Source organism: Endozoicomonas montiporae CL-33 (assembly GCF_001583435.1).
Lineage (GTDB): Bacteria > Pseudomonadota > Gammaproteobacteria > Pseudomonadales > Endozoicomonadaceae > Endozoicomonas_A > Endozoicomonas_A montiporae.
Genome location: NZ_CP013251.1, coordinates 3,274,294 through 3,299,971 on the forward strand (window position 1 = coordinate 3,274,294; position 25,678 = coordinate 3,299,971).

24 protein-coding genes are annotated in these 25,678 nt (G+C 50.4%); 3 read left to right on the forward strand and 21 right to left on the reverse strand.

What is annotated here, in order from left to right:
• Nucleotides 1-37: 37 nt before the first annotated feature.
• From EZMO1_RS14975 to EZMO1_RS15000, 7 genes are all read right to left on the reverse strand, one after another.
• A complete protein-coding gene (locus EZMO1_RS14975; protein WP_051789240.1) occupies nucleotides 38-859 on the reverse strand; it encodes a class I SAM-dependent methyltransferase in 822 nt (273 codons plus the stop codon).
• A gap of 82 nt (nucleotides 860-941) precedes the next feature.
• A complete protein-coding gene (locus EZMO1_RS14980) occupies nucleotides 942-2,594 on the reverse strand; it encodes a bifunctional aspartate transaminase/aspartate 4-decarboxylase (RefSeq protein WP_082211548.1) in 1,653 nt (550 codons plus the stop codon).
• A gap of 92 nt (nucleotides 2,595-2,686) precedes the next feature.
• On the reverse strand, nucleotides 2,687-2,875 hold the full coding sequence (locus EZMO1_RS27375; RefSeq protein ID WP_034872546.1) for a hypothetical protein: 189 nt from the start codon (nucleotides 2,873-2,875) through the stop codon (nucleotides 2,687-2,689).
• A gap of 13 nt (nucleotides 2,876-2,888) precedes the next feature.
• Entirely contained in the window at nucleotides 2,889-3,095 is a 207-nt protein-coding gene (locus tag EZMO1_RS26255) for a hypothetical protein (protein WP_145912621.1), read from the reverse strand.
• A 192-nt stretch (nucleotides 3,096-3,287) separates the two neighbouring features.
• Complete coding sequence (locus EZMO1_RS26895; protein ID WP_160173990.1) at nucleotides 3,288-3,446, reverse strand: hypothetical protein; 159 nt, start codon at nucleotides 3,444-3,446, stop codon at nucleotides 3,288-3,290.
• A gap of 497 nt (nucleotides 3,447-3,943) precedes the next feature.
• Nucleotides 3,944-5,578 (reverse strand): IS1182 family transposase, encoded by a 1,635-nt coding sequence (locus tag EZMO1_RS14995; protein WP_061509561.1) that lies wholly within the window; start codon nucleotides 5,576-5,578, stop codon nucleotides 3,944-3,946.
• 123 nt (nucleotides 5,579-5,701) lie between these two features.
• Entirely contained in the window at nucleotides 5,702-7,756 is a 2,055-nt protein-coding gene (locus EZMO1_RS15000) for a hypothetical protein (RefSeq protein ID WP_034872542.1), read from the reverse strand.
• Nucleotides 7,757-7,922: 166 nt separating this feature from the next.
• Between EZMO1_RS15000 and EZMO1_RS15005 the strand changes: the two genes are divergently transcribed.
• Complete coding sequence (locus EZMO1_RS15005) at nucleotides 7,923-8,921, forward strand: helix-turn-helix transcriptional regulator (RefSeq protein WP_034872540.1); 999 nt, start codon at nucleotides 7,923-7,925, stop codon at nucleotides 8,919-8,921.
• Between the two features lie 393 nt (nucleotides 8,922-9,314).
• On the opposite strand, the gene nqrF is transcribed toward EZMO1_RS15005, so the two are convergent.
• Genes nqrF through EZMO1_RS15035 form a run of 6 tightly spaced genes read right to left on the reverse strand, consistent with a single transcriptional unit; the run spans nucleotide 9,315 to nucleotide 15,156 of the window.
• Nucleotides 9,315-10,544 carry an NADH:ubiquinone reductase (Na(+)-transporting) subunit F gene (gene nqrF / locus EZMO1_RS15010; protein ID WP_034872539.1) on the reverse strand — a complete coding sequence of 410 codons (1,230 nt, stop codon included), beginning with the start codon at nucleotides 10,542-10,544 and terminating at the stop codon, nucleotides 9,315-9,317.
• A gap of 16 nt (nucleotides 10,545-10,560) precedes the next feature.
• Entirely contained in the window at nucleotides 10,561-11,157 is a 597-nt protein-coding gene (nqrE, locus tag EZMO1_RS15015) for an NADH:ubiquinone reductase (Na(+)-transporting) subunit E (protein ID WP_034872538.1), read from the reverse strand.
• Nucleotides 11,158-11,160: 3 nt separating this feature from the next.
• A complete protein-coding gene (locus EZMO1_RS15020) occupies nucleotides 11,161-11,826 on the reverse strand; it encodes an NADH:ubiquinone reductase (Na(+)-transporting) subunit D (protein ID WP_034872537.1) in 666 nt (221 codons plus the stop codon).
• Nucleotides 11,826-12,632, reverse strand: a complete 807-nt coding sequence (locus EZMO1_RS15025; protein ID WP_034872536.1) for a Na(+)-translocating NADH-quinone reductase subunit C — start codon at nucleotides 12,630-12,632, stop codon at nucleotides 11,826-11,828. The genes EZMO1_RS15020 and EZMO1_RS15025 overlap by 1 nt, the downstream gene beginning before the upstream one ends.
• The gene (locus tag EZMO1_RS15030) at nucleotides 12,625-13,827 is read right to left on the reverse strand and encodes an NADH:ubiquinone reductase (Na(+)-transporting) subunit B (protein ID WP_034872534.1); all 1,203 of its coding nucleotides are present in this window, start codon (nucleotides 13,825-13,827) and stop codon (nucleotides 12,625-12,627) included. The genes EZMO1_RS15025 and EZMO1_RS15030 overlap by 8 nt, the downstream gene beginning before the upstream one ends.
• Before the next feature lie 6 nt (nucleotides 13,828-13,833).
• On the reverse strand, nucleotides 13,834-15,156 hold the full coding sequence (locus EZMO1_RS15035) for a Na(+)-translocating NADH-quinone reductase subunit A (protein WP_034872533.1): 1,323 nt from the start codon (nucleotides 15,154-15,156) through the stop codon (nucleotides 13,834-13,836).
• Nucleotides 15,157-15,913: 757 nt separating this feature from the next.
• On the opposite strand from EZMO1_RS15035, the gene EZMO1_RS15040 reads away from it, so the two are divergent.
• Nucleotides 15,914-16,477, forward strand: coding sequence for a chromate transporter (locus tag EZMO1_RS15040; RefSeq protein WP_051789237.1), 564 nt, complete (start codon nucleotides 15,914-15,916; stop codon nucleotides 16,475-16,477).
• Between the two features lie 3 nt (nucleotides 16,478-16,480).
• The gene (locus EZMO1_RS15045; RefSeq protein WP_236631954.1) at nucleotides 16,481-17,038 is read left to right on the forward strand and encodes a chromate transporter; all 558 of its coding nucleotides are present in this window, start codon (nucleotides 16,481-16,483) and stop codon (nucleotides 17,036-17,038) included.
• Between the two features lie 69 nt (nucleotides 17,039-17,107).
• On the opposite strand, the gene EZMO1_RS15050 is transcribed toward EZMO1_RS15045, so the two are convergent.
• The 8 genes from EZMO1_RS15050 to fabF form a co-directional block, all read right to left on the reverse strand.
• Nucleotides 17,108-18,637: a hypothetical protein gene (locus tag EZMO1_RS15050; protein WP_145912622.1), complete on the reverse strand. Its 1,530-nt coding sequence runs from the start codon at nucleotides 18,635-18,637 to the stop codon at nucleotides 17,108-17,110.
• A gap of 969 nt (nucleotides 18,638-19,606) precedes the next feature.
• On the reverse strand, nucleotides 19,607-20,383 hold the full coding sequence (locus EZMO1_RS15055; RefSeq protein WP_034872529.1) for a TatD family hydrolase: 777 nt from the start codon (nucleotides 20,381-20,383) through the stop codon (nucleotides 19,607-19,609).
• 78 nt (nucleotides 20,384-20,461) lie between these two features.
• Nucleotides 20,462-20,812: a PilZ domain-containing protein gene (locus EZMO1_RS15060; RefSeq protein ID WP_034872528.1), complete on the reverse strand. Its 351-nt coding sequence runs from the start codon at nucleotides 20,810-20,812 to the stop codon at nucleotides 20,462-20,464.
• 44 nt (nucleotides 20,813-20,856) lie between these two features.
• On the reverse strand, nucleotides 20,857-21,852 hold the full coding sequence (locus EZMO1_RS15065; RefSeq protein WP_034872527.1) for a DNA polymerase III subunit delta': 996 nt from the start codon (nucleotides 21,850-21,852) through the stop codon (nucleotides 20,857-20,859).
• Entirely contained in the window at nucleotides 21,852-22,505 is a 654-nt protein-coding gene (gene tmk / locus EZMO1_RS15070) for a dTMP kinase (RefSeq protein WP_034872526.1), read from the reverse strand. Before tmk ends, EZMO1_RS15065 begins: the two co-directional genes overlap by 1 nt.
• Nucleotides 22,505-23,548 (reverse strand): endolytic transglycosylase MltG, encoded by a 1,044-nt coding sequence (mltG, locus tag EZMO1_RS15075; RefSeq protein WP_034872525.1) that lies wholly within the window; start codon nucleotides 23,546-23,548, stop codon nucleotides 22,505-22,507. The genes tmk and mltG overlap by 1 nt, the downstream gene beginning before the upstream one ends.
• Entirely contained in the window at nucleotides 23,541-24,380 is an 840-nt protein-coding gene (gene pabC, locus EZMO1_RS15080; RefSeq protein ID WP_201772127.1) for an aminodeoxychorismate lyase, read from the reverse strand. The genes mltG and pabC overlap by 8 nt, the downstream gene beginning before the upstream one ends.
• Nucleotides 24,381-24,407: 27 nt before the next feature.
• Nucleotides 24,408-25,661 (reverse strand): beta-ketoacyl-ACP synthase II, encoded by a 1,254-nt coding sequence (gene fabF, locus EZMO1_RS15085; protein WP_034872523.1) that lies wholly within the window; start codon nucleotides 25,659-25,661, stop codon nucleotides 24,408-24,410.
• Nucleotides 25,662-25,678: the final 17 nt, after the last annotated feature.

A 25,678-nucleotide genomic window follows, 5' to 3' on the forward strand; every position in this document is an offset into this window, starting at 1 on the left:
AAAGCATGTCTGTGGGCATTCAGGTTTTAGGCACTCTTTAATTGTGTTTTTTCATACAGGCTGGCGACGCGGTGACAATCACTCCCTGCCGGGTAATGTTTTCCAGCATTTCACCATAGTGCCGCTGCATATCATCGGTGATTTGATCCACTAACGCCTGCCTGTCCAGTCCTGACTCTTCCAGTTCCTGCCCCAGAGGTGTGCCATCAATCCGGCTTTCAACGGCATGCCGGCATAACTGCGGCGAGCAGCTATGTCGCTCTACTGAAATATCGATGCGACAGAAGCCAGCCTTTTCAAGGCGAGCCTTCATCCCGTCCAGACTACTCCAGCTGTAGGGCATACCCTGAAAACGGGGCTTAAAGTCCGGCGCATGCCTGCTCAACAAGTCATAAAAGAATCGATTCAGGGGATGGTGTTCCGCCGAATCCCAGACGGAAAACAGCAGGTGCCCCTGCGGAGTCAGCACCCGGGCTATTTCGCCCAATGCCTGGTCAGGTTCCTGAAAATACATCATGCCAAACTGGCAGATGACCACATCAAAGTGCTCACTGTCATAAGGCAGATGGCAGGCATCGGCCACTTCTATTTGCAGTGCGCGATCCTGAAAACGTTGCCGTGCCAGCAGTAGTATGTCGTTCGAAATATCGGTAAGCGTGTAATCCACCCCTTTGCCCAGCTGTTGCAAAACACACTCACTGGCAGCCCCGGTGCCTGCAGCCACTTCAAGAACCTTTTGAGGGCTCAATGCCGCAACACGCTGCCCCAGTGACTGGGCAAAGTTCCTGATATTGGCGGGAAATACATAGCGATCATAAACATCGGGAATTCCCCCGGAGAACGACAGTGGTACAGTCATACCAGAATCTCGTCATTTTATTCAGGGCATAATCGTAGTGACGGACTCAGGATTTTGTCAAAAGCAGTACTGAGGAGCCGCCTTAAGAGTCTTGCTGCCTCTGGAGATACTCCTGAAAAAACTCATCCAGCACTTGTCGTATAAAGCGGCCAATCGCGGCATAACCTGCAATATCCAGGTTCGCCAGCGATACACGCACCGCCGGAGCCCTTACATCAAAACCGGCAGCGGGCAACAGCACAATGCCGGTTTCGTCTGCCAGCCGGAACAGGAATTCAGCACAACTATGGCGCCCCACAAACCAGTCGGCAAACGCCTGTCCATGCAAGCCACAGGCTAACAGTTCAAGATCCAGCAGTGTGTAATAACCCACTACATCGTCTGCCAAAGGCTGTGGCAGCCCTATATTCTGATACAGCGTCTGATAACGGGACCGAATCAGACGTTTGGCACCACGCTGGTAGTGACGTTCACTGTCAATCAGGCTGCTCAGTGCAAACAGCGTCATTTGCAACTGTTGTGGTGATGAAAGCCCCGCACTATGGTGCAAAGCTACCGAGCGACTGTCCGCCACCAGCCGTTCAAGAAACGACAGTTGTTGCGGATCGTCCGTAATAGAAGCGTAGCGGGCATTAACATCACCAGCGACCCCACTGTCGCTTCGTTCCTTCAACAGCTGGTCAAAAGCCGAATCGTTATGCAGTGCAATGATCCCCAGCCGCCAGCCGGTTGCGCCAAAGAATTTGGAAAAAGAGTAAACGCACAGCGTGTTATGGGGGCAGGTGGCAAACAGTGACACGAAATCATCGGCAAAAGTGGCATACACATCATCGGTCACCACCATAAGGTCCTTTCGTTGCGTCTGAATCAAATGCGTCAAAGCCTGAAGTGATGACTGACTTAATACCACAGAAGGCGGATTACTGGGATTGACCAGACAAAGTAGCTTAATGCCCGGATCATGCAGCTTACGGATTTCATCGTGCGACAGCTGCCAGTTATTGTGCTCATCCGCTTCCAGCTCCGCAATCTCCAGTTGATAGTCAGCGAGTTCGGGAATTTCCAGATAAGGAGTAAAGATGGGTGTCATCAGCGCCACCTTGTCACCGGCAGACAACAGCCTGTTGGCATGCAGCGATGCAAAAATATAACTCATGGCTGCGGTGCCACCTTCGGTGGCAAACAAATGAAAATGGTCGTCTGTGATAAATCCGCTGAACAACTCCTGCCGCAGGTAAGCTTTTACTACCGGTTCAAGGCATTGCAACATGGACATAGGTTGCGGGTAGTAACAGCCAAGAGAGGCATTCACCATTTCCGCCAGCAATTGATCCGGTGGAATGCCCAGCTGGTCTTTGACCAGCGACAGCGCCGCCTGAATAAATCGCATACCGTCGGCATCTTCATGATTGTGCCGGAACACATCAAAACGCTGCAGCAGGCCATCGGTTTCGGGCAGGCCGCCAAAACCACTGTTCAGATAGGAATAGGATCGTTCCGCTTCCTGCAGGGCAAATTCGCCCAGCTGTAAAAAGGCTCGTCTGGGCGCGGTTGCAAGAAAATTAGGGTTGCCCCGCCCGGCATTCAGCATCATACGGTCAGCATGGGAGGAGGCTATGTCCAGCAGTTGGTCTTTGAATTCAAAGGGGCTGATTGTTGGGCTGATTGTTGGGGTGGTTTCCGGGGTGGTGGCTGGGGTAACTGTTGGGCTGTCATAGTCGTTTAAAGCAGTCATCCTGAAGAACCGGGTAGCTCAGAACTTCTGAAAACATAGTTCATCTCTGAAATTGTTGTTATAAAATTCACTTACCGGAAAAAAATTCAGGGTCATCCGTCCGACGAATCTGATTGCGAGTCACTATCATCATCGATCAATGCATGCATCTCAGCCAACCATCCCTGTTCTTCCGCTTGTTCTGCTGACACCTCTGGAGCAGCCGTTAAAGGGGCAATCGCTTCCAGTGAAAGGAAGGCTGCCTGTGTTGTGCTTTTATACCAATTCCACTTTCTAAACATGAATTGGTATTACTTATTGTTTCCAGCGTTTGACATTGGGATCATCGAGATTGAACCGGTATTTCCGCTTCAGGTTCCACTTCTGCATTTCCCGACCAACGTGGCTTCTCAGGGTGCGGGTAAAATGTTCAAACTTGCTGGTGCCGCCGGTAGAGTTGTGCCATTCCTCCGGAATCCATAAAGAGCCAACTGCTTTTAGCCATCTCTCCAATGTAGACACAAACCCATGCTGCGGCTAACGCCGCAGAATCGCAGCAAGCTGCGAGGAATCAGACCCTGGGCTTCGCATTGAGCGTGACAAGTTCCAAGGTTATCTGAAACAGATGTTCTCAATCGGGATAGGGTGGAGCCTCGCGGCTCCACTCCTCCCACAACACCCAGCGTACGGGTCCGTACTGGGCGTTTCGGTTAGTTAAGCGTCTACCATCAGCACAAACATGACAATGGAAGGGTCAGTGATACAAGACATATGACTCACACCACCCGCCGGGCTTTTGTAATCCTGTAATGCCGATATAGTCTCAGCTCTTATGACCTTGCAGCTTTCGGTTCCGCCGTCACCGCTTGGCATGAGCACCAGTGTTTGCTGGCCTTTGTCTGCGTCCGATATATCGAGAAACAGAAACTAATCACCGCTCTAACCGTTCAGGCCTTCACTGACTTCGCCAGCTACTATGCCGTCTGCTGACTTCTGTATGGCGATCAGGACATCTTACGATGACCTCAGTCTGAAATATCAGACACCACACAGACCTCCCGAGGTAAGTTACACCGCCTTCCCTGCACAACTGCCGGATTTACTGTCCGAGTGTCCGGATGAGTATGGGACTTCGTCATCACATGCTGACTCGTCCTCACGCAGACAGCCTCATATCCAATTTCTATTCGTCAGCTCGCAGTTTTGCTCCACACTGCCTTCAGTCTGCACCTCGCGATACAAACCTTGTGCTTCGCTAGCCCTTCGCCCTCATCTGGCTGGGCAGGGGACTTTCACCCCCAAGCTGTGCAACATGCTCGGCACACATGCAGACAGCCCCGGTCTTATGAGGGTGTCTTAAAAGCCAAAATTTAAACCCAGTGAAGCACTTTTCTCTGCAAAGAATGACGCTTCACTGGACCTCTTTCCCAGCTGCCCCATTTTCTGTCAAATGGCCGATACCGCTCAAAGTACAACCAGAGAATCCTGTTGTACCTGAAAATAGCTTGAAAACTGGCTTTTACAGCCCGGCTCAGGTTATAGGCCAGCAGGTGTAAGCCAAACTCCAGTTTAACTTTCTCCAACCCCTTGCGACGAAAACGGTTTAACCCCTGTATATCCCGTAAATAGGCAAAGACAGGCTCAACCATCGCCTTTCTTTTGCTGAAAGACTTTTTAGCTTTCGGGTGCTGCATAACCTGCCTCAGTGCATCCTTGGCATCATCCATCGCATAGCGTTTTATGCGGCGCCCTTTCTTATTGGTCGTACACTGATCTTTGAGAGGACAACCTTCACACGGTCCATTGCCATATATCTTTTGCTCTTTTGTGCGAATGCTTCCCTTTATCTGCCCGATGAGAACCAGCTCTTTTCCTGCAGGGCAACGATAAACGTCATTAGTCTCATCATAATAAAAATGTCCCTTCTGGAACTTTTTGGATTCTTTGGGCTTGCCTGGCTCTTTACCCTCAGGGCATAGCAGGCTGATGTCGCGTTCCAGACTGGTTGAAATGACTTCATCATTGAAGTAACCAGCATCCAGAAGCATTTCATCTACTGGTTTGCCCGTGATCTGCATTGACTGATCAAGCATTGGACTTACGACAGTTGTTTCATTGGTGGGATCAACAGCCTGAGCCAGTACCACCCGCTTGTTATTGGCTAACACGGATGGTTTGTAACCCGTTGTATAACCTCGCCCCCGTTTCATCTTTTGAACAACGGCTTCAGGCTCTGTAGGGCTAACGACAGCACTTCCTGATTTACCATTCTTTTTTCGCTTCTCGTTGCGTTCAATAACTGCTTCGAGAGTACTGCTGGCCATCTCCAGTTTCTTTTTGTTTTCAGGACAGTCTGGATGGTTGTCAGCTTGCTTTTGTGCTGTTTCATGAGCCTGTTGTGCAGCCTCCTGCTTCATCAGGTTGTAGCTTGAGCAGGCGGCTTCTATGACCGTTCCATCACCAGCCAGACAGCTACCATCAGAGTTCGTCTTTTTGAGGACGGCTCGTGTCAGGCTTTCAAAAAATGCACCGGCCATGGACTTGCTATGCATATTGATGAAGCGACCAATAATGGCGTGGTCTGGAAAAATCCCACCGGTAACCCACATACAGCCAAGATCAACACGGGCTAGTCGCTCCAGAGTTCTCAGCGAGGTAATGCCCTGCATAATGCCATAGAGAATCAAACCCATCATGTTACGGGGTGAATAAGGAGGGCGACCTTCTGAGGCATACCTTTGCTCAAAATCAGACCAGTCTTGCTCATCAAGAAGGGATGCAACAGTAAAAGGTGTTTTCTGACCAGTTAGCTCAAGGTGTTCTTTCAAGTTAGAGTTGCCAAGGGTGATGGCGTTGGGGTTCGGAGCAACAAAACGTCGTTTGTCTGTTTTGTTGCCTGATCCTTTGGGCTTATCGTGTTTTTTGTGATCCGGACTACTGGCTGCACCTGAAAAAATATCGAGCTGTGGAGCTGTATTAATCTTGATTTGCGGTCTTGTTGTCATACTGAAGCCGGTAAAGCTACTTTATATCCAGATTACCGGCTTGTAGTGGGTTTTGCGACACCCTCTTATGGCCGGGGCTGCTGGTATCAAAAAACGCGTTCTCTTTGTTGAGAAAGTTGTTGGCTATTGTTCAGTGGTCACGCTCTCCAGTTCGGCAAAAACAAACAGCTCCAGTTCTTTTTCACCGTCTTTATCGCCAGTTCCTTCCCAGTATCTTCTGAATACACCCATACTGGCCCCCTCATTGAAGAAACCTTTTATCTCGGTTCCGGCCGCATCGTCCAGTGTCAGAGTGGCGAAGCCATTCTCTTCCAGATTGATAGTCACTGCTTTATTCACTTGGCCTTCAGATTGATTTAGCTTATACCCGCCATCCTGATGTCCTGTATTGATTCTCTCCAGGTACTCCGTACCTTCAAGAGACCCGTCCGTTGATGAAGTCATAGTTAACAGGGTGTCATAACCCACTCTGAAAATGGCAAATTCATCAGCACCATGGCTCACACCTACGGTCATCAAACGATAGGTCTTGCCAGATAATTCGGGTTTGGTTTCGGGCAGTTTCAGTGCAATACCATAGCCGATTGAAGCAAAAGGTATATTGTCTTCAACATCAACAGCAGCAAATATGCGGCTCACCAGCACATCAAGCTCATCGTTAACATTGGCAGAAGCAACAAATTCAACACCTGGTATAGGATCAATACCTGCCACAAAATCAATACGTCCAGCTTCATTTGATAATTCAAAATCCATACTGATGGGGTTCTCATCATTGGACTGGGTTTTGGTCAGTACTCCCATCTCGTCACGCTGAATCGAAATGGAGTCAATATTGTCCTCCACAATCACGTTACTGCCATCAAGGTTTATTGTTGAAACGACCATATCAATCTCGGTCAGGTGATCGGAATCGACATAGACGTTATAAGAAACAGCACCAAACGCCCCTTGTAAATCAGCGAATGCCAGAGTGTCGGGTTTTTTCATATTGATGCCAATACCCCGGAAAATTTCCACACCGTGCTCATCATCCGGGTCGAGTGTTGGCAAACCATCCACGTCAGTTATACCGTAGCGCACCACGGCATCTTCCAGCCGCTCAACCAGTATATTTTTATCTTTGACTTTCTGGGTCAAATACTGGAAAGCCGGCATCCTGAAGCAAACTTGTTTGTCTTCCTCTTCTTCACACCATTCCTCAAACGATGCGTTGTAAGCCAGAGTACCTTCACCGTCAATATCACCCTCAATACTGCCAGTCTCATTGGATATATTTATTTCTGTATGCAGTCTTTGCGGTGCCTCGGCATAATGAATAGCTCTGCTTTCATCTCCCGACATCTGTCGCTCGACCGCACCATGATCTCTGGGAACAAAAATCATACTCTCGTGGGAAAGGCTCATTTCAAGAGAGCCTTCCCAAAGGTGCCCTTCATGGAGACCTACTGTGAATTGGGACAAATGATACTCGCCGGAAATCATGCTGCTGTCACCCTGAGTGATGATCGGAATCCGTTCATCCACATAGGGTCCGACCCGTTCATCAAGTTGCTCAAGCATAGAAGACAAATCGGCGGTTTCCGTCAGATCAAATGCCTCAATTTGGCCCCGGAGTCGCACAACACTTCCGGGCTGAATGGTGGCAAGGTCAACGTCTTCGTTAGCAATAAACCGTTGCAGAACAAACTCTGACACCGGGTTAATATTGACCGCCTCTTCAAGCACCTGAGCTCTCAGGTCGTCGCCGAGCAATCTATCGTCAACGCTTGTAACCCTGACAATGAGGTCACCGGATAAATTCACACCGGTTGGTAGCACCAGGGAATAGTTACCATTGAGTCCTGTTGTCGTGCTGGCAAGAACACCACCGACCTGCTCTCCGTTATTATCTATTCGAATCAGTTCTACAAAGGCCCCCACAACGGGTTCCATACCAGTAATAGTCGCTACTGCTTTGGGTACTAACCCTTCTATAAGCCAATCTAACAAACCTGGTTGAACCAAACTGGCCAAGCCACCATCGCCACCCGGTACTTCAACCATTCCTGAAACCCTTATTTCAGGCTGTAACGAATCTTCAACCGCATCATTCGAACTGCTGGAACTGCCACACCCGGCCACCAGCCCCAACACTATTGCCATAAGCAATAGTTTCATCTCTCTGAAAAGTAACATCGCTTCCCCCTCCAGTTGACAAGACTTCCCAGCTTGCCAACTAAGTGTACGATGTCGTATATTTCGGTCATCTACCATTTGGTAGATAGCGATTACAAAAAATATTGATAGGCGAAATTCAACGCCTGTATAGCGAACAGTTGAGCCAGTACGGATAACAATAATCATGCCGTGTCAGCGTTCCAGTGTTATACAGCTTATCTACTCCACCATTGAACACCCTGCCAACTGGCACGGGGTGCTGTCAGCCCTTTGTGTGATGACCGGCTCGGTAAAAGCAAAAATGGCGATTGAAGGCAGTCTGAACCAGACACCGGTTTACCATACGTCCCAATCCTTTCATCCTGATCGTACCAAACGGGCTACTTATTCTTCCGCCGGTGAAGAAGTCATCCGGGGGTTCAGTACATCACTTCAGGCTTATGATATTGATATCTCGTTGCAGTTACACTCTCCGCAAACAGACACACTGTGCAGTCATCAGTGCGCCGATCAGATGTCCTGCCTGGAAACCCACTTCAGGCAAGCGTGCCAGATGAATCTGGAAAGTCTTGAGGTCAGATTAAAAAGACCCGGTTATGACGATTTGTTGCATTACATCAGGGGAGCAGTGGTATTACTGGACAACAAGAGTCGTGTTATCCATTTGAATTCCGTGATGGAAAGCCTGATCGAACAAACCCAGCTGTTGCAGATGGAGCCAGACCAGACTCTGAGATTTTCCTGCCATGAGCAGCGCAGGCAGTATTCCGGAGCATTATCACTCTGTATTCAGCAGAAGAATAGTCCAGCACATCAAACGCCGTATTACTATATCCAGCACAAACACATTCATTACAAAGTGTCTTTGCACCATGACCGTGATCTGATGCAGTCAACCCTGATCAACCCTTCTTATGGTCATCACTTTCTGGTCATACAGCCCTGCGCCACCAGTAAAAGCATTGACCCGAATGATATTATTCAACTGTTCCCGATGACACTGGCAGAAGCGGATGTCTGCAGCAAAATCTGCAGTGGCTTGTCAACAGAGGAAATCAGCCAGTTAAGGCAAACCAGTCTGGGCACCACTCGCCAGCAAATTAAAGCCTGTCTGACAAAAACGCACTCTTTTGATAAAGCGGGCATGACCAGCAAGATTCTTCGGTCGCTATTGCTGAATTGATACCTGCCCAGCCGTTATGAGCAAGTCATTTGAGTACAATAGATAATACATAAGGTAATGGTACTGACTTAAGCCTCCTTGAAAACAAAGAGCTGTAGGTTGGGACGAGCGGAACGCGACTCCCAACACGGTGACTATCGTCAGGTTACGAAACCGAAACAGCTATCAAGACTGTACCTGTCAAAATACTCAGTGTGTTGGGAGTCACTTCGTTCGTCCCAACCTACCGTCCGAGTTTATTTTAATGGTGTGGGTCACTATTCCGAGGGCTTTATCCTTAAGCCAGTGCCATTAGCCAGCAGGGCATAATGGTGTTGCAACTGGTATAAAAAATGCCGGAAGCTTCTCAGCCCCCGGCATTTTTTATACATCGTCTGTCGTCAGACTAATGGCTTAACCGCCAAAGTCGTCCAGCAGGATGTTTTCAGGCTCAACGCCCTGATCTTCCAGCATCTTGATCACTGCCTGGTTCATCATGGGTGGTCCACACATGTAGAATTCGCAGTCTTCAGGTGCTTCATGCTTAGCCAGATAGTTGTCCAGCAGTACCTGATGGATAAAGCCGGTGTAACCTTTCCAGTTATCTTCCGGCAGAGGATCAGACAACGCCAGATGCCAGGTGAAGTTTTCGTTTTCTTCCGCCAGCTTGTCGAACTCTTCTACGTAGAACGCTTCACGCAGGGAGCGCGCACCGTACCAGAAGGAGATCTTACGCTTGGAAGACAGACGCTTCAGCTGGTCGAAGATGTGGGAACGCATTGGCGCCATACCCGCACCACCACCAACGAATACCATTTCGTTGTCGGTTTCTTTCGCGAAGAACTCACCGAATGGTCCGTATACGGTCATCTTGTCGCCTGGCTTCAGGTTAAAGACGTAAGATGACATCTTGCCTGGTGGCAGGTGATCCTGACCCGGAGGTGGGGAAGCGATACGAATGTTGAACTTCAACAGACCTTTCTCCTGCGGATAGTTCGCCATGGAGTAAGCACGGATAGTGGTTTCGTCTACCTTGGAAGTGTATTTCCACTGGTCAAACTTGTCCCAGTCACCACGGTACTCTTCCTCGATCTCGAAGTTCTTGTAGTGAACTTCGTGCGGAGGACATTCCAGCTGAACGTAACCACCGGCACGGAAGTTAACGTCTTCGCCTTCTGGCAGTTTCAGAACCAGTTCTTTGATGAAGGTTGCCTGGTTATCGTTGGAAACAACTTCGCATTCCCATTTCTTAACACCAAACAGCTCTTCTTCAACTTCGATCTTCATGTCCTGCTTTACAGCCACCTGACACGCCAGACGCCAGCCTTCTTTCTCTTCACGCTTGGTAAAGTGAGCGCGTTCGGTCGGCAGCATTTCACCGCCACCGTCCAGCACTTTACAGGTACACTGCGCACAGGTACCACCACCGCCACAGGCGGAAGGCAGGAATACGCCGGAACCGGCCAGAGTGGTCAGCAGTTTGCCACCGGCAGGGGTGGTCACCGCCTTTTCCGGATCTTCGTTGATGTCGATGGTGACATCACCGGTGCTGACCAGCTTGGAGCGAGCGGCCAGAATTACCGCTACGAGCGTCAGCACGATCACGGTAAAAATGGCGACGCCATAAATAATGTTCAAATCCATAACTTACGCGATCCTCTTACAGCTGAATGCCAGAGAAGGACAGGAAGCCCAGAGACATCAGACCTACAGTGATGAAGGTGATGCCCAGACCACGCAGACCCGCAGGCACGTCGCTGTACTTCAGCTTTTCGCGGATACCTGCCAGCGCAGCAATTGCCAGCGCCCAGCCCACACCAGAACCCAGACCGAATACGACAGACTCGGCCAGATTGTACTCACGCTGTACCATGAACAGGGAAGCACCCATGATCGCGCAGTTTACGGTGATCAGCGGCAGGAACACACCCAGAGCGTTGTACAGAGCCGGTACGTACTTATCCAGGAACATTTCCAGGATCTGTACCAGAGCCGCGATAACACCGATGTAGGTGATCAGGCCCAGGAAGCTCAGGTCAACGCCTGCTACCAGCGCGCCTTCACGCAGCACGTTCTGATAGATCAGGTTGTTAATCGGTACCGTAATGGTCAGTACAGCGATTACCGCTACACCCAGACCCAGGGAAGTCTTAACCTGCTTGGACACCGCCAGGAAGGTACACATACCCAGGAAGAAAGCCAGCGCCATGTTTTCCACGAACACTGCTTTCACAAAAAGTGAGATGAAATGTTCCATGGTTTAGTGCGCCTCACTGAATTGAGTGTTTGGAGCCATCTTGAACTCTGGCTCTTCAACCTGCTTAACATCGTAAACACGAATCGCCCAGATCAGCAGACCGATCAGGAAGAACGCGCTGGGAGCCAGCAACATCAGACCGTTTGGTACGTACCAGCCACCGTTGTTCACAGTTTGCAGGATTTCAACACCAAACAGGTTACCCGCGCCGAACAGCTCACGGAAGAATGCAACCACCAGCAGAACCGCACCGTAACCCAGACCGTTACCGAAGCCGTCCAGAGCGGACATTTTCGGACCGTTCTTCATGGCGAAGGCTTCCGCACGACCCATAACGATACAGTTGGTGATGATCAGACCTACGAATACGGACAGCTGCTTGGAGATGTCGTAAGCGTAAGCTTTCAGTACCTGGTCAACCACGATAACCAGAGAAGCGATTACGGTCATCTGACAGATGATTCGAATGCTGTTAGGAATCTGGTTACGAATCAGGGATACCAGAAGGTTGGAACAGGTACATACACCGATTACGGCCAGAGCCATAACAAGGCTGACCTGCATGCTGGTGGTCACCGCCAACGCAGAACAGATACCAAGGATCTGCAGCGTTACCGGGTTATTTTTTACGACCGGGTCCAGCAGGATATCTTTAGTCTTCTCAGACATTACGCATCCCCCGCTTTCAGGTTAGTCAGGAATGGTTTGAAGCCCTGGTCACCCATCCAGAACTGGATCAGGTTGGACACACCATTCGCCGTCAGGGTAGCACCTGCCAGACCATCGATCTGCTCAGACGCCTTCGGGTTGGAAGGATCTACAGCGCCTTTGATCACGTGCAGCGCAACGTTACCTTTAGCATCGTATACCTTCTTGCCTGGCCAGCGACCTTTCCAGATCGGGTTGTCAACTTCACCACCCAGACCCGGAGTTTCCGCCTGGTCGTAGAAACCAAAACCTACGACAGTGTCCAGATCTTTGATATCCAGAGCCAGGAAGCCGTACATGGTGGACCACAGACCGTAGCCGTGTACAGGCAGCATGATGCTTTCTGTTTTACCGTCTTTTTCAATCAGGTAAACCTTGGCAACATTTTCCAGACGGTTGATGCTGGCAATGTCTTCAGCACCGGTCAGGGAACGGGAAGTAGCCGGATTCTTGGCTTCTTCACGCTGATCAAACTCGGCGATCTTCTCAGGAGAAGCATCAACAAACTTGCCGGTTTTCAGATCCACCAGACGTGGCTCAACGTTTTTGTACAGCTTTTCGATTTCATCCGCGCTCAGGGACTTGGCGTTACCTGCCAGACCGGAGATACTCAGGATGTTTTTCTGTACGTCCAGAACCACGTTCTGATCCTGAATTGGCTTCAGGGAAACCGCTGCAAAAGACACCACGACAGAGCATGCCAGAGACAAAAGAACTGTTACCAACAACGTCTTTTTGGTTGAGTCATTACTCGCTTTGTTAGACATGAGCGCGAACCTCCCTACGCTTGATGTTGGCTTCAACCACAAAGTGGTCAATCAGCGGCGCAAACAGGTTGGCGAACAGGATAGCCAGCATCATACCTTCCGGGTAAGCCGGGTTAACGGTACGAATCAGGATCACCATGACACCGATCAGGGCACCGTAGTACCAGCGGCCAGTGTTGGTCATGGACGCGGATACCGGGTCGGTGGTCATAAACACCAGACCAAAGGCAAAGCCACCCAGAACCATGTGCCAGTACCAGGGCAGGGCAAACATGGCGTTGGTGTCGGAACCAATCAGGTTGAACAGGGTTGCCGTGGCAATCATGCCCAGCATGGTACCTGCCATGATGCGCCAGTTGGCAATGCCGGTGAACAGCAGAACCGCACCACCAATGAAGATCGCCAGAGTAGAGGTTTCACCCATGGAACCCTGCATGGTACCAATGAACGCCTGAGTCCAGGTCATCATGTGAGACAGTGCTTCCACACCACCCTGCTGGGCAACGCTCAGTGCAGTTGCACCGGAGAAACCGTCAACAGCGGTCCACACCAGGTCACCGGAAATCTGCGCCGGGTAAGCAAAGAACAGGAACGCACGACCGGTCAGGGCCGGGTTCAGGAAGTTCTTGCCGGTACCACCGAAGACTTCTTTACCGATCACCACACCGAAGGAGATACCCAGGGCGACCTGCCACAGAGGAATCGTTGGCGGCACGATCAGGGCAAACAGGATCGAGGTAACAAAGAAACCTTCGTTCACTTCGTGCTTACGGGTGATCGCAAACAGGATTTCCCAGAATACACCGGCAGCAAAGGTCACGATGTAAACCGGCAGGAAGTACGCCGCACCGTAGACCATGTTATCCCACAGGCTTGCAGGGTTATGACCCGCCAGCAGGTTGATGATCCAGCCGTGCCAGTCAGAAGGTGCAGCCAGACCGCCAGCAATGGCAGTGTTGGCCTGGTAACCGATGTTCCACATGCCAAAGAACATGGCCGGGAACGCACAGAACCAGACGATACCCATCATACGCTTCAGGTCAACCGCGTCGCGTACGTGAGAGGTGTTGTGGGTTTTGTTTGGAACGGAGTAGAACAGAGAGTCCGCCGCTTCAAACAGAGCGTAAAACTTCTCGTACTTACCACCTTTAGTAAAGTGGGGTTCGAGAGAGCCAAGGATTTTTCTAAGTGCCATGACTGATCAGCCCTCCACTTCAATACGAGTCAGGTTGTCACGCAGGATCGGACCGTACTCGTATTTGCCCGCGCACACATAAGAGCACAGGGACAAATCTTCTTCGTCCATCTCCAGCACGCCCAGTTTCTGCGCCTGCTCAGTGTCGCCTACCACAATGGCACGCAGCAGCTGAGTCGCCAGAACGTCCAGAGGCATCACTTTTTCGTACTGACCGACGGGTACCATGGCACGCTCGCCACCGTTAGTGGTCGTCGTGAAGTCCAGTTTCTTTCGACCAAGCAGCACTTTCAGAACAGAGTGACGCTTGACGGTCGGGTTAGCCCACCCCAGGAACAGACGCTCATCGCTGTTTTCCAGAACGGACAGCTGGTTGTGGTAACGACCCAGAAACGCGAACGCGCCTTCAGCCGTACGGCCACCGAATACGGAACCGGAAATCACACGGTTGGTACCGGCTTTCATTTCGCCAGCGGTCAGCTCGTCGGTGTTAGCGCCCAGACGGGTGCGAACCAGACGTGGCTTTTCAACCTGGGGACCGGCCAGAGCAACAACACGGTCAGTGAACAGTTTACCGGTGGTAAACAGTTTGCCGACAGCAATCACGTCCTGGTAGTTAATGGTCCATACGGTTTTGGCGGTACTGACAGGATCCAGGAAATGGATGTGAGTACCCGCCAGACCGGCAGGGTGAGGACCGTCAAACTCTTCAGCTGTAGCAATGCCCGCCGGGATACGTGCGCCCGGAGCTTTGCACAGGAAGATTTTGCCGCCACTCAGTTTGCCCAGAACGGTAATACCGGTTTCGAACGCTTCCTTATGTTCAGCAATCACCACTTCCGGATTGGCTGCCAGAGGATGAGTGTCGATAGCGGTCACAAAAACGGAGTTCGGACGGGAACCCAGCTCGGGTACTTTGCTGAACGGACGGGTACGCAGAGCAGTCCACAGACCGGACTCGTTCAGGTTCTCCTGAACCTGCTCGGCGGTCAGACCAGCCAGCTCTTCAGTTTTGTAGGCAGTAAAGGTTTCTTCTTCGTTACCATCGATATCGATCATAACGGACTGAAGAACACGCTTTTCACCACGGTTCACAGCAGCAACGGTGCCACTGGCAGGAGCGGTGTAACGCACCCCCGGTGTTTTTTTGTCGGTAAAGAGCAGTTGCCCTTTTTTAACTCGATCTCCAGCAGAGATCGCCATGGTAGGCTTCATGCCTACGTAGTCAGAACCGATCACAGCGACGGAGCGTACAGCCCGGCCTTCTGTAATGGTCTGTTCAGGCGATCCTGAAATCGGGAGATCCAGCCCCTGTTTGATTTTGATCATACCTTTCGCCTAATCAATCAATTTTCAGGTCAGGAATAACCCGCCTCTCCGATGAACGACAAATGACCACCAATCCTCGCTTGAACAACACCTGTTTCAGCAGCACTTGTCTGAACAACACCTGCTTGAACACGCATTTTGATCATAGCCCTGATCAGTACGCAAAAAAGACCCTGCCCTCTGACAGTCAGGGGAGGAGTCTTGCTTCACGTTGTCAGGATCCATCGACACTTCTTGTTCACACCTTGTTCAGTTCAGCTTTTGTTGCGCCAGTGCTGCAGTGGCTCTGGTACTGAAACCCGCCTGCATGCTTCGTGCTGATAAGCACCGAATCATGCCTTACTATCGTTCCAAAAGGATGCTAAAAAAGGGGTTCAAAAAAATCTGTCTCTCATCCCTGCTTGTCTTTTATCAATTCACCACGGAAAAATGGTCGCGCAATTATAAAGAGACTGGGAGAGAGTTTCCATACTCCCCTTGCCTCTGATTGACATATTATTTACTTGTCATTTTAACTTTTCAGGAAAAATACACAGCCCGACTACGCCTAACGCCTAAAGTGTGTATAAAAAACTGCCACTCGTAAACCTTCTGCGCCATAATTAGCAACCATAACGATTCTTGTCCGGGAGACCGCTTCACAACAATAAGAAAAGTGTGCACAGATATTGCTTGATTCCTGTCAGTCTCTTTTCATCCTTTCGCCTATATAATGCTCCCCCCCCTCTCTTATGACATGACAACATCAGAACGACCCATGCTACTGAAACTGTTTTTAACTTTTTTTAGACTGGGCGCAGTCACCTTTGGAGGTGGTTACGCCATGATGGCTCTGCTGGAGCAGGAGCTTGTTGAAAAAAACGACTGGATGAGCGGCGACGAATTGCTGGAGATCACGGCTATCGCCCAGATTACTCCGGGCACTATTGCCATTAATGCCGCCACCTTTGTTGGACGACGCATGGCAGGTATTCCCGGAGCCGTTACCGCCTCGACCGCCGTTGTGCTGCCACCGCTGATAATCGTTGGCTTTCTTGCCAGTTACCTGCCCGTCTGGCTGGCTCAGCCCTGGCTGCAAGGTGCATTTCTGGGAATGCGCTATGCCGTCGCCGCCCTTATCTTCCACGCTGCCGTTAAAATGCTTTGCTCAAACGTCACCACCACTCTCGGGCGCGCCCTGTTTGCCGCCGCTTTTGCTGCTCTCCTGTTCACTCCGGTACATCCATTGCTGATGATACTGGCCGGAGGTGCTGCAGGCATCGGTTTATACGTTGGCAACGCCCTTCCGGGTCAGAATAAAGTGGTAAAAGGGAGTCAGTAAGTGATGGTCTTTATTAATCTGTTTTTTGCTTTCTTTCGAATAGGGCTGTTCAGTTTTGGTGGTGGCCTTGCCATGATTCCCATGTACCTGACAGAAGTCGAGAAGCATGGCTGGATGACCCAAAGTGAATTCATGGACATTGTTGCCGTCTCGCAAATGACACCCGGACCGATAGCGGTGAACATGGCGAGCTATGTCGGCAGTGGTGCAGCAGGCTGGCCGGGTGCGATTGTTGCCACTACTGCCCTGGCACTGCCATCGGTTCTGGTCATACTGGCTTTAACCACGGTATTGAATCGCCTTAAGAACAATCCCCGGAAAGACGCCTTTTTCTTCGGCATCAAGTCAGCTGCCATGGCGCTGATTTTCTATGCTGGCTGGCTGATTGCCAGTGACACACTCACCACCAGCCTGCACGACGGGCAATGGCCCATGGCAGTTAAAGGGTTATTGATTGCGGGAGGCTGCTATCTGACAAGGGTTTACTGGTCGAAGCTGGAACCGGTCTTGCTGATTCTTGCTTCAGGTGTCGTCGGAGCGTTTATTTTCAGCGGGCAGTGAAATCCCAGAGCGGCTATCAGGTTCCCATCCACACACAGCGCATGGATGGGAACAAAAACTCAACAATGCTTATTTGGCTTTTTGAACTGCGTTTCTCAAACTTATTAGTTCACTTGGAACATCTGGTGTGCCTTCTTTAAAAAGCCATTGTAATTTCCTGAAAAGCTTTTTATTGCGGTTTTCAGAAACAAGAATTCGTATAATTTCCTCAATTGTCCATTCATTATTTAAGTATTCGTGTAACGAACGGAAAACTCGACCTGTAACAAACTGATGTTGTTTCTGACCCAGCTCTGACATAATTTGTCTATCATCCTGATCCACCTCAAAATTGGCAAGAACAGCTGCACGGAGGCCTTCATCCCTCACGAGCTGCTCTGCATCCAGACTGCATTGTCGCTGCCCTTGATTCAAATCAACCTGACACTTAGGTACCTCACCAGAACCCTTACACACATCCTCACAGCCTGACATGCGGCGACCACCAGCTTTCTCTGGAAACTCGTCTCGCTCAACTTCTGGCGACTCAGGCACAGACTGCCGCCTTTGAGCAGTTGCCTGTCTGTCAGCATCTGATGAAGAGTAAAACTTCTTATGAACCGCATAAATAACAGCTAAAGAAACAAGGGCAGCCCCGTATACAGAGTCGCTTAACCATTTGGAAACACTCCTGCCGGATGGCAGGTAACCGAACAAATTATAGAAATATTGACCGTACGTCCAGCTAGCCAATTCTGGTTGTAGAGGAGCTTGCTCTGAATCTGCCAGTGAATTTTGAGCAGTTACCAATTCTGACACCGGTTTTTTCTTAACCATTCTGAAATGACGCCATGTTTTACCATCTTTAACGAAGTTGCCAAACAGCTTGTCAATACCATCAAAATCAAGAAATTGGAAGCCTTTATCATAGATCAACAAATAAATACCCTGGTCAAGATAAGCTAAAAGCAACTTAACAGGATGATATTTATACGCTTCTTTTATAGCAACTAACGAAAAATCACCAAGACCAGGGCTTTCTTCAAATTCATCACACAAATTATTTAATGTCCCTTCTTCCCAATCATCTGCATTTAATATCGATTCGACCCAATAAGCTGGATTTAATGTCGGTCTGACACAATAACTTTCAAGCCGTTTGGATTCATCCGCCCTCTGAAAAGTATCCTGAAAAATGTAATCAAGTATAATCTGTGTATTAAACCTAAACCCATATTTCAATTTCTTCGCATCCAAATGTTCTTTTCCCAATTGCCGGGATATCCAGTTATGCCTTACCTCCATAAAAATATCACCCACTCGATTGATGACGGATTGCACTGCAGTACTGGGCACTTTGTCATTAACACCGCTTCCCAACCGAATATTCAGAGGCATAATACTCTGCCAGTCAAATTCAATCATTAAATCAATTGCAGGAAGTTTCTTCCCATAAGGTGTTATAATGCCTCTTGTGAACGCATTATTCTGGTCAGTTAATTCCGCCTCATCATCAATTGAACAAAATACTTCATCGCTACTGGCCTCGGAAACAACCGCATTCAACAACAAGGCTGACAAAAACAGGAAGTACCTGATACCGCCCATAGTTACTGTCATTCATTGCACTCCTGATCATGTCAAGACAGAGTATTTTTACGAACCAAAAAATCGAATTTTGACAAAGCAAGAGTAGACGCTTTTTTCATCATCAGAAAAAATTCAGGCAATATAACCGGACAACCCGGGAGACAATCCTCCACTGTCCGTGACAAGAGAAGGCCATACCATGAAACAGGGCAAACGGAAAAAGCACAGCCTCACTGATGCAGCAATGCTGGCAAGTTATACCAATTCCGTTTTCTAAATATGACCATGAGCAAGCCAATCAAGATCGCCGGGCAAGGAAGAACGACGAGTGTCGTAGCACACAAAGGAAAGTAACGGACTTCTTTCCAAGTGTGTGGAAGCTGTAGGAGAGATGGCGGCGGACCCGCCGAAGTCGGCTGTCGGAAGCAGGCTTCAAACCACCTCAAGTGGCTGTCATCAAAAGTGTCTGCAAATTAATTCCGAATGCTGTGCCGGTGGTGTCCAGTGTATACATTGGGCTCTTTTATGGAACTGCGGGAACCAGTCGTGCGGATGCTAAGGGAAACTCCCAAGCGATAACCATCATAAGGGATTGAGTACCGATGCCGCGCACCGGGGCGGAGCTGTTTGTAGTAGTGTTGAAACTCCTGTAATGGGAGTGGAGCGAAGGGGCAGCGTCAGGCAGCTTAATGGAAATCGCAACTGACCCGGAAGGTTCTTCTCTGGATGCCTGACAAGGTGTAGCCAGCAACCGGAAGGAGGAAGGTTTGCAGTAAGCAAGACAGTTGTCGTAAAGAGGCAGGGAGGAGTGAAGCCGACGGGATGTCGGTTCACTTTGAGCATGTCTTATAATTGCGGCAAAAGCCCGCCTGATGGAAACGGTATGAGTTGAGAGGCTCACGTACCGTTTTAGAAGGGGCTGGCGGGGAAGTTACTTGTAAGACGGAATTGGTATTATAGCCCTGCAAGATCTGCCTGCCAGACATTAAGGCAGGTGAATCAGCTGGCCAGAGGAAACAGTTTAAAAAAGTTATCCGCAGTCTGTTGGGCAAGGGTTTCTTGAGAAACACCTTTCAGCGAAGCCACACATTTCACGACATCCGGCAAGTACTTAGGCTCGTTCGATTTACCTCGATGAGGAACAGGAGCCAGGTAGGGAGCGTCCGTCTCCAGCAATAAATGATCCAGAGGCATTTTGCGAACCACATCACGCAAGGCATCGGCATTCCGGAAGGTGACAATACCAGAAATGGAGATGTAGAAATTCATATCCATAGCCGCTTTAGCCATGTCCCAACTTTCAGTAAAGCAATGCAGCACACCTGCACGCTCTTTATCCGCGTGTTCATCAATCAGCGCCAAGGTATCTTCCCGCGCATCACGGGTATGAATAATCACAGGCAGTGAACACTGTTTCGCTGCTTCGAGATGTGTAATAAAACGCTGCTGCTGGGTAGGGATATTATCGCTGGAGTAATAGTAATCGAGCCCGGTTTCACCAATAGCCACCACCCGTTTATGACTGGCCAGCTGAATCAGCTTTTCTAGCGATGGTTCCGGTTTGTCTTTTTCGAGCGGATGAACACCCACAGAGGCAAAAACATCCTCATAACGGCTGGCGATATCAACCACAGCATCCGCATTATCCAGATCAATACCAATGCAGAGCATTCTTTCTACACCCGCATCCCGGGCCGCCTGCACAGCGCGATCAAGATCACCATCGTACTGATCCAGCTTTAAACGATCGAGATGGCAGTGAGAGTCAATCAACATAAATCATCGAATTCCGCATAAATCAGCAGTTTAAGTGATTTATGGTCAGAAAGCAGCCAGCCTGATGCATTCAAACCTTTACATCGTGCTATTTGGCCGGTCAGACTGCAGCGAACCTGTCAGGTAAGTTTCAATCTTGGTACGAACAGCATCGGTCGGATCCGTAAACTGGACACCTATACCGGCTTCGCGTCCGCCCTGGGCTCCCGCCGGAGTAATCCAGACCACTTTTCCCGGTACCGGAATCTTGTCCTTCTCTTCCATCAGGGTCAGACGTATAAAGACCTCATCACCTAAATCATAAGAGCGGGAGGTGGGAACAAACAAACCGCCTCCCGTGATATAAGGCATATAGGACGCATACAACGAAGATGTATCTTTTATGGTCAGGGACAGGATGCCTGACATTCCCCCTTTGCCACGATTCATTCCGTCATTCCTCTATTGTTATTGTTTTCCTGCCCGGCAGGCCATCAGACGACTAAATCGAGATATCGGCAGAATATGCCTTCCATCAACATCTGGGCATTGAGGTTTCCGCCTTCAAGCAGGGACTGTCTTTGTTTGATCAGCCAGTCACGGGTTTCCAGAATCTGTCGGGACGCCGACTTTCCGGCAATATAACCCAGCATTTTCAGCAAATCCCGATTGCGCAACCCGGTGACATCACTACCGGCAAGACTGACCTTAACGGCATCATCCAGCCAGCTGCCAAGCCAACCGAGCGTTAGCACCAGGTCTTCACCCTGCCATTCCTTCGCAAGCTCCACTGGGGAACGCTCACCTTTTAACAGACCCTTGACGCCTTTTATCAAGTCCTGTCGTTTATCCAGAACACCCTGTTCGGCAAAACGCTGCGCCTCCAGCGGAGCGCCGCCCACCAGATCCAACAGTGTTCCGGCAGAAACCCCTTCATCCAGAGTCTGCCCCAGCCAGTCCAGTGCAGACACACGATCCGGACAGGGAAACATCAACTGCTGACAACGACTGCGAATCGTCGGTAACATATCACCCGCCCGGGCACTGACCAGTAGAAACAGAGTATCGTCACCCGGCTCTTCCAGACACTTCAGCAACGCATTCGCCGCATTCACATTCATGGCTTCAGCGGGGTTCATGATGATGACCCGCTTCCCGCCCTGTTGCGCCGTTTTATGGGCAAAGTCCGTTAACTTTCGAACTTTATCAATGCGAATTGGCCTGCCAGGCTCATCCGGCTCGATAATAGCAATGTCCGGGTGCGTGCCGGCGTTTAACAGCTCACACTCTTTGCAATGACCGCAACGCTGAAAATGGGTGGGCGACTGACACAACAGATAAGCCGCGAGCGCGCGGGCAAACTGGAACTTGCCAACGCCCGGCATTCCTCTCAACAGATAGGCATGAGCCAGCGTATCACGCTGACTCCGAGTCACCATCTGTCGCCAGATGTCATCCTGCCAGGGCAGTGGATTCCAGCTTTGCGGCATCAGCGATCTCCCAGTCGTCGCTCAAGCACTTCAAGCAATTGTGTCTTGACTACTTCCAGCGGTTGTCCGGCATCAATGATCTCAAACTGTTCAGGATACTGTCGGGCCCGTTCCAGATAGGCATTACGTACACGACTGAAAAAGTCCATCGCTTCCTGCTCAATTCGATCCAGCTGACCGCCCTGTTCAGCAGCGCGGCTTCGGGCTCGTGCCAGCCCCACTTCCGGCTCAACATCCAGAAGAATCGTCATATCCGGTCGTCGCTCTCCCTGCACCAACGTTTCCAGCGTGGCAATTTGCTGAACACCCAGTTGTCGTCCACCGCCCTGATAAGCAAAAGTGGCATCGGTAAAACGATCGCACAACACCACCCGCCCCTGTTTCAGAGCCGGTTCGATATTGTGAAACAGATTCTGGGAGCGGGCAGCAAACATCAGTAGCAGCTCGGTAATATCTGCTACCTTTTCATCCCCGTGATCCAGCAACAGGCTCCGCAGATTTTCAGCCATTGGCGTACCGCCGGGCTCGCGGGTTTCGGTAAACTCAATACTGCGACTGTCCAGCCATTGCTTAATCACATTGACCGCCGTGGTCTTGCCTGCCCCTTCGCAACCTTCAATGGTCAGAAAAAATCCTGTGTTGGCTGATGCCATTATTGTGCCTCCAGAGTCGAACGGTAATCTTCTCTGCGTTCAACTATTTGATACTTTCGCACGGCGCGATTGTGCTCCGCCAGCGTTTCTGAAAAATGATGCGTCCCATCCCCTCTGGCAACAAAGTACAGCGTTGTCCCCTCTTTCGGGTTTAGCGCAGCATTGATCGCTTCCCGTCCCGCCAGGGCAATGGGCGTGGGTGGCAAGCCGTGTCGTGTATAAGTGTTGTAAGGCGTATCCTCTCGCAACATCCGGCGGGTAATACGCCCCTGATAACGATCACCCATACCGTAAATAACGGTAGGGTCGGTCTGTAGTCTCATTCGTTTATCAAGACGACGAACAAACACTCCGGATATTTCCGGACGCTCCCACTCGGCACCTGTCTCTTTTTCAATCAGTGAAGCCATAATCAACGCTTCATAAGGCGTTTTGTAAGGCAGATCATCACTTCGGGCATCCCACTCTTCTGCCAGCACAATAGTCATACGATCATTGGCACGACGCAGCACCGACTCCACCGTATCACCGGACTCGAAAAAATAAGTATCGGGATAAAACTGCCCTTCCGGGTTGCCATCAATATCCAGGTCTGCGAGCAATGTCTGAAAAGCAGCAGCATCCAGGGGCTGTGACAACTTTTCATGCTCGTTCAGTGCCTGTAACGCTTCAGCCACCGTAGAACCTTCCACCAGCACAACATCGTAATAACGAACATCACCACTGACAAACATCTGCAGCAGCTCATACTTGTTGATCGTTGCGGGAATCAGATAATCACCCGCATGTATGCCACCGGCCACATCATCAATACGCGCCAGCAATCGCATGACCTGAGGGTATTCCAGCCAGCCTGCATCGAACAGACGGTTAGCCACTCGCGTCAGTGAATCACCGGGGCGAATGGTAAACTCCAGCACTTCGTCCGAATCTTCCCGCAATGGCTGGTCGGCATACCAGTTCAACCCCATCCATGCCAGCCCCGCCAGCAACATCAGTGAAAAAAATCCGCTGAAAAGGCCCAGCAGCAACTTTTTAACCATTCAATACATCCAGAACCCGGTCCCTGACCATTGCCGTTATTGCCCCCACCTGCCAGCGACAATGCCGGAAGCGCACAACGGGCCAGACACCATTCACACTGTTACAAACAAATACTTCATCAGCCTCTTCCAGAACCGGCTCTCCTAAGTCATCAACAATGACAGGTAGTCCCCAGCCCGACGCCTGATGCAAAATAAATTCACGACAAACGCCGCTTACCCCGCAACGATCCAACGCCGGGGTGTATAGCGTACCATTTTTAACCAGAAACAGGTTGGACATTGTCCCTTCTATCAGCAAGCCATTCATATCCAGCATTAAGCCTTCCTGAAAACCGGAGTCACTCCACTCAGCTCTTGCCAGAACATTTTCAAGACGATTCAGGTGCTTCATACCCGCCAGACAGTTGTGTCCGAGACGGGTTGAACAGGGGTAAAGCGCGATACCGGCAAACCGGTTAGCTGCAGGATGTTCAGGCAAAGGATGGCAAGAAAGTATTCGTCGCGATTCCGAACAGCCAGCAGGGTTATATCCCCGCCCACCACTGCCACGAGTGATCAGCACTTTCAGCACGCCGTCCGAACCCCCGCGCGAAGAGAGAAAAGCCTTCACTTCATCCAGCAACAAACTGACATCTGCCTGAATGCCCAGTCGGTTCAGGCTGTCTTCAAGTCGCTGCCAGTGAAACTCTGCAAGCGTTGGGCGGCGTCCAATAACACGAATGGTTTCGAATACACCATCCCCATACGCCAGGCCCCGGTCATTGGCCGGAATATCACTGCATGGCTCACCATTGATCCAGAAATTATTTGCCACCATTCTCTCTGTCAAACTGACTCTTTATTAAGAGGTCAAACGTCAATCCAGCTTTGAAAAAGCCAGAGTAATATTGGTACCACCAAAGCCAAACGAATTACTCAGGACATGTTCTGCCTGAATCTTCCGAAAGGCACCCGGCACAAAATCCAGATCACAACCCTCACCGGGATTAACAAGATTGATGGTGGGAGGTGCCAACTGTTCCTGCAACGACTTGATGGCAAACACGGCTTCCAGAGAACCTGCAGCTCCGAGCAAATGTCCGGTCATTGACTTGGTGGAACTCACCGCCAGCTTTTGGGCATGATTGCCAAACACGTTATGAATGGCCCGGGTTTCTGCAACATCCCCTACCGGCGTAGAAGTACCATGCGCATTAATATACGACACTTGCTCTGGTTGCAACCCGGCGTCTTCCAGCGCCGACTGCATGGCCCGGGCAGCACCACGACCATCTTCTGGCGGAGACGTCATGTGATGCGCATCACCACTCATACCGACACCACTGAGCTCGGCATAAATTGTTGCACCACGGCGTACCGCATGTTCATATTCTTCCAGCACCAGAATGGCGGAACCATCACCCAGCACAAAGCCGTCACGGTCTTTATCCCATGGACGACTGGCCAACTGCGGCTCGTCATTACGACTCGACAACGCCCTCGCAGCGGCAAAGCCTGTCATTCCCAGGGCGGAAGAACCTTTTTCCGCACCACCAGCCACCATGACATCGGCATCGCCATAGGCAATCATTCTTGCTGCCAGCCCAATGGCATGGGTACCGCTGGCACAGGCCGTTGAGGTGGCAAAATTTGGCCCCTGAAGGTTGTAGGTCATTGACAACCAGCCAGCCGCCATATTGATGATGGCTGCCGGAATGAAGAAAGGAGAAATACGACGTGGGCCGCTTTTTTGCAGGGCATCGTAGTTATTCTCAATCGTTGTCAGTCCACCTATGCCGGAGCCAATGGCAACACCATAGCGATGGGCATTATCATCGGTAATCAGGCCGTCCGCATCCAGCCCGGCATCTCTGATTGCATCAATCCCTGCTGCCATACCGTACTGAATGAAGACATCCATTTTCCGGGCGTCTTTGGGATTCATATAATCCCCGACCTGAAAATTTTTCACCGTACCGCAGATTTTGACGCTGTACTTTTCTGTATCCAGGTGCTCGATGGCATGAATGCCACTCTGACCTGCCAACACTGACTGCCAGCTGGGTAACACACCAATCCCCACAGGGCACAGGGCACCAAGGCCAGTAACAACGACTCTTCTGTGTGACAAGACCAACCTCCCGGAAA

Excerpts from the sequence above, each read along its gene's own strand:
- EZMO1_RS14975 (WP_051789240.1), bottom strand. The coding sequence starts at position 859 with ATGACTGTACCACTGTCGTTCTCCGGGGGAATTCCCGATGTTTATGAT.
- EZMO1_RS14980 (WP_082211548.1), bottom strand. The coding sequence starts at position 2,594 with ATGACTGCTTTAAACGACTATGACAGCCCAACAGTTACCCCAGCCACC.
- EZMO1_RS27375 (WP_034872546.1), bottom strand. The coding sequence starts at position 2,875 with ATGTTTAGAAAGTGGAATTGGTATAAAAGCACAACACAGGCAGCCTTC.
- EZMO1_RS26895 (WP_160173990.1), bottom strand. The coding sequence starts at position 3,446 with ATGCCAAGCGGTGACGGCGGAACCGAAAGCTGCAAGGTCATAAGAGCT.
- EZMO1_RS14995 (WP_061509561.1), bottom strand. The coding sequence starts at position 5,578 with ATGACAACAAGACCGCAAATCAAGATTAATACAGCTCCACAGCTCGAT.
- EZMO1_RS15000 (WP_034872542.1), bottom strand. The coding sequence starts at position 7,756 with ATGTTACTTTTCAGAGAGATGAAACTATTGCTTATGGCAATAGTGTTG.
- EZMO1_RS15005 (WP_034872540.1), top strand. The coding sequence starts at position 7,923 with ATGCCGTGTCAGCGTTCCAGTGTTATACAGCTTATCTACTCCACCATT.
- nqrF (WP_034872539.1), bottom strand. The coding sequence starts at position 10,544 with ATGGATTTGAACATTATTTATGGCGTCGCCATTTTTACCGTGATCGTG.
- nqrE (WP_034872538.1), bottom strand. The coding sequence starts at position 11,157 with ATGGAACATTTCATCTCACTTTTTGTGAAAGCAGTGTTCGTGGAAAAC.
- EZMO1_RS15020 (WP_034872537.1), bottom strand. The coding sequence starts at position 11,826 with ATGTCTGAGAAGACTAAAGATATCCTGCTGGACCCGGTCGTAAAAAAT.
- EZMO1_RS15025 (WP_034872536.1), bottom strand. The coding sequence starts at position 12,632 with ATGTCTAACAAAGCGAGTAATGACTCAACCAAAAAGACGTTGTTGGTA.
- EZMO1_RS15030 (WP_034872534.1), bottom strand. The coding sequence starts at position 13,827 with ATGGCACTTAGAAAAATCCTTGGCTCTCTCGAACCCCACTTTACTAAA.
- EZMO1_RS15035 (WP_034872533.1), bottom strand. The coding sequence starts at position 15,156 with ATGATCAAAATCAAACAGGGGCTGGATCTCCCGATTTCAGGATCGCCT.
- EZMO1_RS15040 (WP_051789237.1), top strand. The coding sequence starts at position 15,914 with ATGCTACTGAAACTGTTTTTAACTTTTTTTAGACTGGGCGCAGTCACC.
- EZMO1_RS15045 (WP_236631954.1), top strand. The coding sequence starts at position 16,481 with ATGGTCTTTATTAATCTGTTTTTTGCTTTCTTTCGAATAGGGCTGTTC.
- EZMO1_RS15050 (WP_145912622.1), bottom strand. The coding sequence starts at position 18,637 with ATGACAGTAACTATGGGCGGTATCAGGTACTTCCTGTTTTTGTCAGCC.
- EZMO1_RS15055 (WP_034872529.1), bottom strand. The coding sequence starts at position 20,383 with ATGTTGATTGACTCTCACTGCCATCTCGATCGTTTAAAGCTGGATCAG.
- EZMO1_RS15060 (WP_034872528.1), bottom strand. The coding sequence starts at position 20,812 with ATGAATCGTGGCAAAGGGGGAATGTCAGGCATCCTGTCCCTGACCATA.
- EZMO1_RS15065 (WP_034872527.1), bottom strand. The coding sequence starts at position 21,852 with ATGCCGCAAAGCTGGAATCCACTGCCCTGGCAGGATGACATCTGGCGA.
- tmk (WP_034872526.1), bottom strand. The coding sequence starts at position 22,505 with ATGGCATCAGCCAACACAGGATTTTTTCTGACCATTGAAGGTTGCGAA.
- mltG (WP_034872525.1), bottom strand. The coding sequence starts at position 23,548 with ATGGTTAAAAAGTTGCTGCTGGGCCTTTTCAGCGGATTTTTTTCACTG.